Source organism: Streptomyces sp. CA-251387, from assembly GCF_050936625.1.
Classification (GTDB): domain Bacteria; phylum Actinomycetota; class Actinomycetes; order Streptomycetales; family Streptomycetaceae; genus Streptomyces.
This window is the reverse complement of the sequence record NZ_JBNJMJ010000001.1, coordinates 785355-797656: the sequence shown is the minus strand read 5'-3', so window position 1 is coordinate 797656 and position 12302 is coordinate 785355. Positions and strand designations below refer to the sequence as shown.

At 69.0% G+C, this 12302-nt stretch carries 8 protein-coding genes and 1 pseudogene; 7 read left to right on the top strand and 2 right to left on the bottom strand.

The window, feature by feature from the left end; all coding sequences use genetic code 11:
- Positions 1-34 precede the first annotated feature (34 nt).
- The 5 genes from ACQEV2_RS03535 to ACQEV2_RS03515 all read left to right on the top strand — a co-directional run bounded on the left by ACQEV2_RS03535 (position 35) and on the right by ACQEV2_RS03515 (position 7021).
- Positions 35-700 (top strand): haloacid dehalogenase type II, encoded by a 666-nt coding sequence (locus tag ACQEV2_RS03535; RefSeq protein WP_433036419.1) that lies wholly within the window; start codon positions 35-37, stop codon positions 698-700.
- Between the two features lie 50 nt (positions 701-750).
- Positions 751-2034 carry an NAD(P)/FAD-dependent oxidoreductase gene (locus tag ACQEV2_RS03530; RefSeq protein WP_433036417.1) on the top strand — a complete coding sequence of 428 codons (1284 nt, stop codon included), beginning with the start codon at positions 751-753 and terminating at the stop codon, positions 2032-2034.
- A 91-nt stretch (positions 2035-2125) separates the two neighbouring features.
- Positions 2126-3535: an aspartate ammonia-lyase gene (gene aspA / locus ACQEV2_RS03525; RefSeq protein WP_433036415.1), complete on the top strand. Its 1410-nt coding sequence runs from the start codon at positions 2126-2128 to the stop codon at positions 3533-3535.
- A gap of 162 nt (positions 3536-3697) precedes the next feature.
- On the top strand, positions 3698-5221 hold the full coding sequence (locus tag ACQEV2_RS03520) for an ABC transporter substrate-binding protein (protein ID WP_433036413.1): 1524 nt from the start codon (positions 3698-3700) through the stop codon (positions 5219-5221).
- On the top strand, positions 5222-7021 hold the full coding sequence (locus ACQEV2_RS03515; RefSeq protein ID WP_433036411.1) for an ABC transporter permease subunit: 1800 nt from the start codon (positions 5222-5224) through the stop codon (positions 7019-7021).
- Positions 7022-7061: 40 nt separating this feature from the next.
- On the opposite strand, the gene ACQEV2_RS03510 is transcribed toward ACQEV2_RS03515, so the two are convergent.
- On the bottom strand, positions 7062-9293 hold the full coding sequence (locus ACQEV2_RS03510; protein WP_433036409.1) for an alpha-L-fucosidase: 2232 nt from the start codon (positions 9291-9293) through the stop codon (positions 7062-7064).
- A 371-nt stretch (positions 9294-9664) separates the two neighbouring features.
- Here ACQEV2_RS03510 and ACQEV2_RS03505 point away from each other — a divergent pair.
- Positions 9665-10060 (top strand): annotated as a pseudogene (locus ACQEV2_RS03505) (aldo/keto reductase); the annotation flags it as partial.
- Positions 10051-10773 (top strand): FadR/GntR family transcriptional regulator, encoded by a 723-nt coding sequence (locus tag ACQEV2_RS03500; protein WP_433036407.1) that lies wholly within the window; start codon positions 10051-10053, stop codon positions 10771-10773. The pseudogene ACQEV2_RS03505 and the gene ACQEV2_RS03500, both read left to right, overlap by 10 nt.
- 184 nt (positions 10774-10957) lie before the next feature.
- Here the strand turns inward: ACQEV2_RS03500 and ACQEV2_RS03495 are convergent, their stop codons facing one another.
- A complete protein-coding gene (locus ACQEV2_RS03495) occupies positions 10958-12064 on the bottom strand; it encodes a ricin-type beta-trefoil lectin domain protein (RefSeq protein ID WP_433036405.1) in 1107 nt (368 codons plus the stop codon).
- Between the last annotated feature and the right edge of the window lie 238 nt (positions 12065-12302).

The window sequence follows — 12302 nt, the reverse complement described above, 5'->3', positions numbered from 1 at the left end:
CCTCCGGAAATACGCGAGATCGAGGTTGAACACCATGCGAGAGATCGTCACTTTCGACGCCTACGGAACCCTGGTCGACTTCCAACTCGGCCCCACCACCCTGAAGGTCATCTCCGACCGGCTGAACCTGGACAACCTGGACGTCGACGAGTTCCTGGACGACTTCCGTGTCATGCGCTTCCAGGCCGTCCTGGAGGCCTACCGCCCCTACCACGAGATCCTGCACTCCAGCCTGCGCAACGCCATGCGCCTGCACGGCCTGGAGTACCGCGAGTCCGACGGCGACGCCCTCGTCGAGGCCGTCCCCACCTTCGGTCCCTTCCCGGAGGTCCCGGACGCCCTGCGCGCCCTGAAGTCGCGCTACGAGATCGCCATCATCTCCAACACCGACGACAACCTCATCGCGCGGAACGTCGAGAACATCGGCGTCGAGTTCGACTACGTCATCACCGCCCAGCAGGCCGGCGCCTACAAGCCGGACCGGCAGACGTTCGAGCACGCCTTCAAGACCATGGGCGTCCAGCCGTCTCAGGTCATCCACACCGCCCAGGGCTGGGAGTACGACCACATCCCGACCCGCGACCTCGGCCTGAAGCGCCGGGTGTGGATCAACCGGTACGGCCGTCCCGGCAGCGCCGACTACCAGCCGTACGACGAACTGCGCGACCTGTCGGGCCTGCCGAAGCTGCTCGGCTGCTGACCGAAGGTCTGACGGCGAACCAGGACCGAGAAACACAGAGGACGCACGCCATGAAGCAGATCCCCTACTGGCTGGACACAGCCCCCGCTCTGCCCGACCGTTCCGGAAAGGACCTGCCCGACGAGGCGGACGTGGTGGTGATCGGCGGCGGCCTCACCGGGCTGTCCACCGCCTACCACACCGCCCGCAAGGGTGCCCGGGTCGTCCTCGTGGAAAAGGACAAGGTCGGCTCGGGCGCCTCCGGGCGCAACGGCAGCATGTGTACCCAGGGCATCACCATCAGCCCCGCCGAGGCGCGCAAGCGCTACGGCCAGGAGCGCGCACTCGAGCTGTACAACGCCTTCCGCGAGGCGGTCGACGTCGTCGAGGACCTCACGCAGAAGGAGCAGATCGACTGCGACTTCAACCGCTCCGGGCGCCTCGGCCTGGTCTGCAAGCCCCAGCACTTCGAGGGCCTGCGGGCCAAACAGCGCGACCTGGCCGAGAACTTCGGCCACGAGACGGTCGTCCTGAGCAAGAGCGAACTGCGGGCCGAGCTGGGCTCGGACTACTACCACGGCGCCCTGCTCGACCCGCTCAGCGCGGGCCTGCATGTGGGCAAGTTCGTCGGCGGCCTGGCAGACGCCGCCGAGCGTGCCGGCGCCGAGATCCACGAGCGCAACGCGGCCACCGGCCTCACCCGCCTCCCTGGCGGCGGCTTCCTGGTGGAGACCCTGCACGGCACCATCCGTGCCAAGCAGGTCATGGCGGCGACGGACGCCTACACCGACAAGTCGATGCCGTGGTTCCGGAAGCGGCTGATCAACGTCGGCAGCTTCATCATCGTCACCGAGCCACTGGGGGAGGCGCGCGCCAAGGAGCTCATCCCGAACGGCCGCCTGCTGGTCGCCCACAAGAATGTCGGCCATTACGTCCGCCTCACCCCGGACAACCGCCTCGCCTTCGGCGGCCGGGCCCGCTTCGCCCCCTCCAACCCGGCCTCCGACATCAAGAGCGGTGACATCCTCAAGCGGGAGATGACCGAGATCTTCCCGCAGCTGGCGGGGGTGAGGATCGACTACGTGTGGGGCGGAATGGTCGGCTTCTCCTGGGACCGCATCCCGCACGCGGGTGAGGTCAACGGCCTGTACTACTCGATGGGTTACTGCGGCCACGGCGTCCAGATGGCCACCTACATGGGCCGCGCGGTCGCCGAGATGATGGACGGCAACCCCGAGGCCAACCCGATGCGCGGCTTCGGCTTCCCGAAGGTGCCCGTCCCCTTCTACAACGGCACTGCCTGGTTCCTCCCGTTCGGCGGCGCCTACTACAAGGCGAAGGATCGCCTGCTCTGAGCAGGCACCGACACCGGTGACACCACGGGGGCCTTCCGCGCCGGTGCGCGAAGGCCCCCCACCATGCCTCCCGAGAGAAGGCCCCAGCCTCATGACCGTCGTCACCCGTAGCGAACACGATCTGCTCGGCGACCGTGACGTCCCCGCCGAGGCGTACTGGGGTGTCCACACCCTGCGCGCCACGGAGAACTTCCCCATCAGCGGGACGCCGATCTCCGCCTACCCGCACCTCATCGATGCCCTCGCCGCCGTCAAGGAGGCCGCGGCCCTCGCGAACGAGGAGCTTGGGCTGCTGGCGCCGGAGAAGGCCGCCGCGATCGTCGCGGCCTGCCGGGAGATCCGTAGCGGCAAGCTGCACGACCAGTTCGTGGTCGACGTCATCCAGGGCGGCGCCGGCACCTCGACGAACATGAACGCCAACGAGGTCGTGGCCAACCGGGCGTTGGAGCTGCTGGGCCACACCAAGGGGCAGTACCGGTACCTGCACCCCAATGAGGACGTCAACCTGGGCCAGTCCACCAATGACGTCTACCCCACGGCGGTCAAGATTGCGACGGTGTTCGCGGTGCGCGGGTTGCTCAAGGCGATGTTTGTCCTGCAGGACGCCTTCGCCCGTAAGGCCGTCGAGTTCCGTGACGTGCTCAAGATGGGCCGTACACAGTTGCAGGACGCGGTGCCGATGACGCTCGGTCAAGAGTTCTCGGCGTATGCGGTCATGATTGACGAGGACCGGTCCCGTCTTGCCGAGGCGGTCGAGTTGATCCATGAGATCAACCTGGGTGCCACGGCGATTGGTACCGGGCTCAACGCACCCGCCGGGTATGCCGAGTCGGCGCGCCGCCACCTCTCCGAGATCACGGGGTTGCCGCTGGTCACGGCCGCCAACCTGGTCGAGGCGACCCAGGACTGCGGGGCGTTCGTGCAGATGTCCGGCGTGCTCAAGCGGATCGCCGTCAAGCTGTCCAAGAGCTGCAACGACCTGCGGCTGCTGTCGTCGGGGCCGCGTGCGGGTCTTGGTGAGATCAATCTGCCGCCGGTGCAGGCCGGTTCGTCGATCATGCCGGGCAAGGTCAACCCGGTGATCCCCGAGGTGGTCAACCAGGTCGCCTTCGAGGTGATCGGCAACGACGTCGCCATCACCATGGCGGCCGAGGCCGGACAGCTCCAGCTCAACGCCTTCGAGCCGATCATCCTGCACTCCCTGTCGGAGTCGATCACCCACCTGCGGGCCGCTTGTGTGACCCTCGCCGAGCGCTGCGTGGACGGCATCACCGCCAACACCGAGGCGCTGCGCCGGACCGTGGAGAACTCCATCGGCCTGGTCACCGCCCTCAACCCGCACATCGGCTACACGGCCGCCACCGACATCGCCAAGGAGGCCCTCGCCAGCGGCCGGGGCGTGGCCGAACTCGTCCTGGAGAGGGGCCTGTTGCCCGCCGAGACCCTCGCCGACCTGCTCCGGCCCGAGGCGGTCGCGGGAGCCCGCCAAGCCCTGGTCTGACGGCCGCAGGTATGCCGAACGGCCCTTCATGAGTTCCATTGGTTGAGATTTCACCTATCGAGGTAGATCAAGTAAGGCTCGCCTTATATGCTGACGCGGCCCCCTCGATCCGCTGGCGTGCAAGGGGGTCAGATCCCCCTTATCCCGCGCGACAGGACCTCCATGCGTACGACCCCCCGCCGTCTCGTCACGGTGCTTGCTCTCACTCCGTTGCTGGCCGGCTGTTTCGTGTCAGGGGAAGATGGCTCGGGTACGGGCGACAAGGGCGGATCGGGCGGGCGGCTGCGCGTGGCCCTCGCCGTGCCGCCGGTGCAGGCGCTGTCCCCGTACAGCAACGACGCCACCGTGCTGAGCAAGCTCTCCGTGGCCGAAGGCCTCACCGCGCTGGACAAGGACGGCGCCGCCGCGCCCGCGCTGGCGAAGTCCTGGAAGCAGAAGAACGACACCGCCTGGACCTTCGAACTGCGCAAGGCCACCTTCCAGGACGGCACCGAGGTCACCGCCGAGTCCGTCGTCAACGCGCTCGACCACGCGGGCGCCGCCGAACCCAAGCCCCGTGTCCTGAGCGACGTGACCCTCACCGCGAAGGCAGAGGACGCCGACACCGTCACGATCACCACGAAGACGGCCGACCCGGTGCTCCCGCTGCGGCTGGCCAGCCCCGCGCTGGGCATCCTCGCCCCCAATGCGTACGGCAAGGAGGGCGCCGTCAGCCCGGTCGGCACCGGCACCGGTCCCTTCGAGATCACCAAGCTCACCGGGAAGTCCAAGGCCACGCTCGACCGCTACGACGGCTACTGGGGCGGCAAGGCCAAGGCGTCCGGCATCGACGTCACGTGGATCGCCGACGGCACCGCCCGCGCCAACGCCCTGCGCAGCGGCGACGTCGACATCGCCGAGTGGATTCCCACCGCCCAGGCGAAGCTGCTGGAGAAGGACACCCGCCACGAAGTCCCGTCCGTGCGGACCGACAGCCTGATCCTCAACACCCGAAGCGGCATCTTCACCGACGCCGCGCTCCGGGCGGCCGCCCGTGAGGCCGTGGACGGTTCCGCCCTCGTCGACTCGGTATTCGGCGGGTACGCCGACCGCGCGCAGGGCCTGTTCGGGCCGGCGGTTCCCTGGGCGGCCGACGAGCGCGTCACGGTGACCGGCCGCGCGAAGGCCGCGAACACCGCGCAGGTGAAGGCCAACACCAAGGGCAAGACCCTGCGGCTGGCCACCTACACCAACCGCGCCGAACTGCCCGAGGCCGCGACCGTGCTGCAGCAGCAGCTGGAGAAGGCCGGGTTCACGGTGAAGCAGGACGTGCGCGAGTACACGCAGATGGAGGCCGACCTCCTCGCGGGCAAGTACGACGCGCTCGTCTTCTCGCGGGTGACGCTCCTCGACACCGGTGACGCGGTCGCCTACCTCGCGAGCGACTTCACCAGCGACGGCGTCTACAACATCGCGGGTCTGAAGGACGCCAAGGTCGACCAGGCCATCAAGGCCGCCGCTGAGGAAGGCGACACCACGCAGCGGCAGCAGAAGACCATGCGGGCCGAGGCCGAGATCCTGCGCACGGACGCCGTCGTGCCGCTGGTCCACGAGAGGGTCGTGCAGGGCGTCAGCCCCGATGCCGAGGGCGTGCTCCTCGACCCGCGCGAGCGGTCGCTGATCGACGTCGACACGCGCCTGAAGTAGATGAGCGTGACATCGGCCGACGCCCATGCCCGCCGCTCCTCATGGGGCACGGGCGTCGGCCGCCTCACCGCGGGCGTCGCACTGCTGACGGCCGTGGCCCTGCTGCCCTGGCTGTCCGGCACCGACCCCGCGCTGACCGTCCTGCGTGCCCGCTCCGCCGACCAGGACCCGACCCCCGCGCAGCTGGCGACGGTACGGGAGCAACTGGGCCTGGACGAAGGGCCGTTCGCGCATCTCGCGCACTGGCTGGGCGGGCTGCTGCGCGGTGACGCGGGCACGTCCTGGGTCTCGGGCGAACCGGTTCTGCCTCAGGTGACGACCGCGTTCGCGGTGTCGGTGACGCTGATGCTCGGGGTGCTCCTGGTCACGGTCGCGGTCGCCGCGCTGGTCTGCACCCGCACTCTGTACCTCGGCTCCCGGCGACGGCTGCGGCGGGCGCGGGCGGGTATCGCGGCGGCCGTCCTCGCCGCGCTGCCCAAGTTCCTGCTCGCCGCGCTGCTCGCCACGGTGTGCGGTGTGTGGCTGGGCTGGTTCCCGTCCAGCGGCTGGGAGGGGCCGGCGTCGATGGTGCTGCCCGCGCTCGCCCTCGGTGTGCCGTCCGGGGCGATGATCGGCGGTCTGCTCGACCAGTCGTTGCCCGCCGCCTTCAACGAGCCGTGGGCCCGGACCTGGCACGCCTGCGGGTTTGCGCCCGGCCACATCGCCCGGCATGCGCTGCGTCGCACGCTGGCCGGTGTCCTCCCGCAACTCCTGCCGACCGTCGTGGGGTTGGTCGGCGGTACCGTCGCGGTGGAGAAGATCTTCAACATTCCCGGGCTCGGCCGCCTGGCCCTGGACGCCGCCATCGCCCAGGACCTCCCGCCCCTCCAGACCGCGACACTGGCCCTCATCCTGCTGGGTATCGCCGCCGGCCTCCTCATCCAGACCCTGCGTCGCACCCTGCTCGGCCCCGCCCTGCGGGACGGAGCTCTGCCCGCCCTGCACGCGCCGGACCTCCTCCGAGGGTGCTCCACGCGCTGGACCGCCGGGGCCTGCGCCGTCGCCCTGCTCGTCCTGGTCATCGCCGGACTGCTGCGCGATCCCCTCCATGTGGACACGGCGGCCCGGCTGCTCCCGCCCTCGGCCGCGCACCCGCTGGGCACGGACTCGCTCGGCCGTGATCTGCTGGCCCGGCTCGGGCACGGGGCACTGCGCACGGCGGGCGTGGCCCTTGCGGTGACGGCGGTCAGCGTGCTGGTCGGGCTGCTGCTCGGCAGCGCGGCAGGCGTGAGCGCGGGATTGGTGGAGGTCGCGTCGACCCTCCCGGCCGTTCTCGCCGGACTGTTGACCACGGCGGTGACCGGGCCGTCCGTGTGGGGTGCCGCGCTCGCGGTGTGCCTGGTCGGATGGACGCCGTACGCCGCCCAGGCCGCGGCCCTGATCGAAGAGGAACGGGCCAGCGGTCACATGCTCGCGTCGCTCTCGTTCGGGGCCGGCCCGCGGCATCTGATGCGCCGTCACTACCTGCCCGCGGTTCTGCCCGCCGTCCTGCGCAACGCCCTGTTGCGGCTGCCCACCACGGTCCTGGTGCTGGCCTCCCTCGGCTTCCTCGGTCTGGGCGAGCAGCAGCCCACGCCGGAGTGGGGGCGGCTGCTGTCGGAGAACCAGCCCTACGTGGAACTGGCGCCCTGGACCGTACTCGGCCCTGCGTGCGCGCTCGTCCTGCTGTCCGTTGTCGCCGTATCCGGTACCGCCTCGGGTCGAAGCGGCCCCGGACTCAGTGCCGGGCGGGCCAGGGAGGGCTCGTTTCTCGGAGGTTGATCCCGTGCAGCGGCCAGGCGCCGTACGGGAATCCCGAGGATCAGACGGCCGTGAAGGTCCACAGCAGATTGGAGCTGCTGCCGTACGTCCACTGCTTGGTGACGGAGCCCGAGTCGACGTTCCCGCCGCCGTCGAGGACCAGGCCGGTGGTGCGGTTGGCGATCGTGTAGCGGTCGCCGCCCCGGTGGGTGATCTTCCACTGCTGGTTGGTGTCGCCGTTCCAGGGGGCCTGTCTGGCCGGAGAGCCGTCGGCGGTGGCCCCCCAGCTGTCGGCGACCATGCCGTTCGTGCGGTTGACCAGCCTGTAGTAGCCGCCGCCGACCGGCTCCGCCTGCCACTGCAGGTTGGGGCTGCCGTCCCAGGTCCACTGCTTGAGGTTGGACCCGGAGGCCACGGTGCCGCCGCTGTCCAGGGCGAGTCCGTTGGTGGCGTTGGTGATCCGGAAGTACGTCGCCGGGTTGAACTGGACCCTCAGCGAGGTGATCCGGTCGTTGTTGCCGGTGACGCGCAGGTCGGGGTTCTCGGCGGTGAACGTCCAGGAGGTACCGGTGAAGTTGTCGCCGGAGTAGCCGATCACCTGGTAACCGTGGGCCGGCCGGAGGGAGGAGAGCGTGCCCGCGCCCAGTCCGGCCGCGGTCAGGTCGGCCGCGGTGTGGTCGCCGACGCTGAACACGCCGGCGCTGCCGGTGTAGTTGACGTCCGCGAAGGCGACGGCGCCGACGAGCGGCCGCAGGCCCGGGATCGTGCCGGAGAAGGCGAGCTTCAGGACGTACGCGCCCGCCCTGTACGGCGCCGAGGAGGGCAGAGTGACCGTGAGGCCGGAGGAGTTCTGGGTCGGCGCGGGCAGGTCGATGTAGGTGCCGGCGGTGGTGCCGAGGAGCTTCACCGAGGTCAGCGAGGCGAGATTGATCCGGTCCGAGCTGAGGGTCTTGATCGTCAGTGAACTGCCGGGCCAGCCGAGGACCGTGGCGTACAGGACGGTGTTGGCCTTGTTGCGGGTGAAGCGAATGTCCTGCGCGGTGCCGGCATGCGGGGTGGTGAACGAACCGCCGCCCATCTTCGTCGGGCCCTCGCCGTACGCCGTCCAGGCGCGCGTCGAGTACACCGACTCACCGAAGCGCTTCAGATGGTCTCCGATACCGAGCAGGATGTCCTTCTGCGCCTGGGGGATGGTGCCGTCGGCCATCGGCGCGATGTTCAGCAGCACGTTGCCGTTCTTGCTGACCCGGTCGATGAACGAGTGCAGCATCTGCTGGACGGTGTAGTAGCCGATGCCCTGGGTGTAGCACCAGCTGCTACTGGAGATGCTGTCGTCGGTCAGCCAGTACGGGGAGGTCAGATCACCCGGACCGCCGCGCTCGTAGTCGAAGACCTCGCCCTTGCCGTTCATGCCGTCCTTGTACGTGGTGACGACTTCACGGCCCCAGCTGTTCGCCTGGTTGTAGTAGTACGCCAGGAAGTTCAGACGCTGTTGCTCGTCAACGGCGTCCAGATTGAAGTCCTGCCACAGGATGTCGGGCCGGGCGCGGTCGATGACCTCCTTCAGCTTGTCGAACCACAGCTGGTTCTCCGCGGCCGAACCCAGCTGCCCGTAGAGCTTCTTGAGGCTGGGCTCCGTCTGGGCGGCGACGTGTTCGTAGAAACCGGTGAAGTTGTACGCGTGGTGCATGGCTACCAGCAGCTTCAGGCCCTTCGCGCGGATGGCCGTGGAGAAGAGCCCCAGCAGGTCAAGGCCCGGGCCCTTCTTCACCGAGTTCCACTCGTTGACCTGGCTGTCCCACATGGAGAAGCCGTCATGGTGCTCGGCGACCGGGCCCGCGAACCTGGCGCCGGCGTCGACGAACAGCTGCACCCACTCGTCGGGGTCGAACTTCCCGCCGGCCGACTTCAGCTTCGGCGCGAACTTCACGAAGTTGCCCGCCAGGTCCCGTGCCCCGTCGATGAAGTTGTGGTACGGCCACGCCGACGGCCGGCCGTAGGTCGCGATGTGATGCCGGTTCGCGTTGCTGCCCGCCTGGTACATGCTCCGCGGGTACCACTCGTTGTCGTAGGCGGGGACGCTGAAGGCGCCCCAGTGGAAGTAGATCCCGAACTTCGCGTCCTGGAACCACTCCGGGGCCGGCGGGTGCTGGTCGACCGAGTCCCAGTCGGGCGTGTATGTGCTGGGCGCAGCCTGGGCGACACCGGCACCGAACCCCCCTCCGGCAACGGCCGCCGCGGCCACGCAGGTGGCACCGGCCAGGAAGTGGCGTCTGTTGATCGAACTCGACATGGAGACATCCCTGGTGCAGAAGGGGACAGGGGAATGCAGGGGCCGCTTGTCACGCATGAAGGTCCGTCATGTCTCCCCGGCATGTCAACCGGTGTGCAGGGATGAAAAGCGCCTTACAGCCAGGTAGTTGGCCCTATTTGCTACGCGTTTGGTGCAATGCACGACTACCCAAACATGGAATGTCTGACAGGCCCTCATGGCCGATTAGGATCACCCAACGGCGCGGACCAACGGGATAGATCTTGCCTTCTCGGCCGGATGCGCTTCGTGCCGACCGGTGGGATCGGCGCTTCCCGCCTGGCCGCCTACCTCGCCCACCCGGCGGTCCTCGCCGTCGGCGGCAACAGCAGGATGGCAAGTCGGTGCCGTACGACGGGCTGCCGGCTGCGCAGGCACTGGGCAGGAGCGTGGTGGTGGCTGGTGTGTTCAACTCGGGACTGCTCTCCCGTGACCGGCCGGCCGAGGCCATGAAGTACGACTACCGGGACGCTCCGCGGACCTTGGTCGTCCGCGCCCAGGCCCTCGCCGATGTCTGCGAGGCGCACCGGACCAGCCTGCCCGCCGCCACGATCGCCTTCCCTCACACCCACCCCAGTATCATCAACGTCACCCTCGGCATGCGGACTCCGGAACAGGTCAGACGGCACGTGGAACTCCATGATCAGCACATCCCCGACGGTCTCTGGGACGATCTCCGTGCACAGGGGCTGATCAGGTGGACCGTGCTCGCGGAGCACGGTCGGGGGAGGGAGCCACGTTGTCTCTGACCGACAAGGCCATCGAGCAGATCCGTGAGCTGATCCGGACCGGCGCCCTGCCTCCGGGCTCGAAGCTCCCACCGGAGCCGGACCTGGCCGCGCAACTGGGCCTGTCCCGCAACCTCGCCCGCGAAGCGGTCAAGGCCCTGGCTGTCGCGCGGGTCCTGGAGGTCCGGCGGGGCGACGGCACGTATGTGACCAGCCTCCAGCCGAGCCTGCTGCTGGAGGGGCTCGGGGGCGCGGTGGAACTCCTGCAGGGCGACTCGGTCGCCCTGCAGGACCTCATGGAGGTACGGCGGCTCCTGGAACCGATGGCCACGGCGCTGGCCGCGACCCGGATCTCCGACGCCCAACTGGCCGAAGTGAAGCGGCACTTGGACGCCATGCGCGAGGCTTGCGACGACGTCGAACAGCTCAACGCCCACGATGCCGCCTTTCACCGCGCCGTCGTCTCGGCCACGGGCAACGAGACCCTCCTCACGCTCCTGGAAGGAATCTCCGGCCGCACCCTGCGCGCCCGCATCTGGCGCGGTCTGGTCGACGACAAGGCCGCGGGCCGCACTCTCGCCGAACACGAGGCGATCTTCAACGCGCTGTCCACCCGTGACGCCGCCCTCAGCCAGGCGGCCGCGCTGCTCCACGTGAGCAACACCGAGCAGTGGCTGAGGGAACACCTGCGCTCCGGCGAACCCCTCCCTTTCGGGACGACAGCGCGGAAGTGACGGGCGGGCGCCGCCTGCCATGGTGCCCTGCGGCTGGGCACAGCAGCGCCTCGGCGTCGAAGTCTCTGAGGAGACGCCGGTGGTGTATGAGCCGGCCACAGCGGGCGCCGTACCCGGCGGTGCCCGCCACCGGTGTTCTGCCGGGGCCTGAGCACGGAAAGGGCTCAGGCCCCGCGAGCGGAGGTCAGCCGGCGGTCAGAGTCGTCCACTTCTGGTTGGCGCCGCCGTGGCAGTCCCACAGATGGAGCTGTGTGCCGTCGGTCGTGGAGAAGCCCGGAACGTCGAGGCAACGGCCGGAGGCGGGGTTGCGGTAGCCGCCGTTGTAGGGCTCCCAGACCTGGTTGGCGCCGCCGTGGCAGGCCCAGATCTGCACCTTGGTGCCGTTGGCGGTGCCCCCACCGGCGGCGTCGAGGCACTTGCCCAGGGAGCGCAGGGTGCCGTCGGTGTATGCGGACCAGTACTGGTTGGCGCTGTCGCCGCAGCTCCACGTCTGGACGGCGGTCCCGTCGGCGGCGTTGGCGCCGTTGACGTCCAGGCACTTGCCGGCGATGGCGGACTGCACGTGCGCGGGGGCGGGGGCGGGGTTCCTCAGCCACCCTGCGCTGTCCGCGGCCTGGACGCCGCGGTGGAAGGCGTCGGCCATCTTCTGGTAGCCCGCGTCGTTGGGATGCAGGGGGTCGGCCAGGTCGGCGGTGGTCAGACTGCTCATGTCGACGTATGCGACGTGTTTGCCCGCGGCCTGTGCGTCGCTGACGATTCGGGGGATGGCCTGGTTGTACGCACCCCGGTACCGCTCCTCCGAGGCGCTGGTGGACACGACCAGGGAGGCGACGAGGACGGTGGCGTCGGGGACGTCGGCGGTGATCTGGTTGACCAGCGACCTCAGCCGGGCGATGGCGCTGTCGACCTCGGAGGCGCCTTGGAGGTCGTTGGTGCCGATGTGCAGCGTCACGACGTTGGGCCGGTAGCGGGTCAGTGAGGCGTCGGCGAGTGCGGCGATCTGGTCGATGCGGTATCCGGAGTGGCCTTCGTTGTCGGGGTCGGACATCGAACCGTTCCGCCCCGTGCCGACGAAGTCCAGCGGGTGGCCGTTCGCCGCGAGCTTGTTCCACAACGGCCCCCGGTAGCCGTTGCCCGTGCTGCTTCCGACACCCCAGGTGATCGAGTCGCCCAACGGCATGACCCGTAAGGGCGTGTTGGGGGCGGCGGAGGCAGGGGTCACACCTGTTGCTGTCGCCCCGAGTGCGGCAGCGACAAGCGTGATCATGGGTAGAAGCCAAGGCTTTCTCATGCAGCGTCCTGTTCTGCGAGTGATTGCTGAATCAGCGGGGCTGATGGCCGTTCGTGTCAGCAGCTCGGCCGTAGCGCGGTATAGATACCACGATCCCGACTGGAACATCCCATGAATGAGGGAGAATCAGAGATTAATCGCAGGGAGGCGAGCTTTGCTCCCCGACATCGGCCCGTTGACATCCCATGTCTGGTGGCTGGTGACAGCCCTGTGACGGCTTGTGGTTAAGGGCTTAATC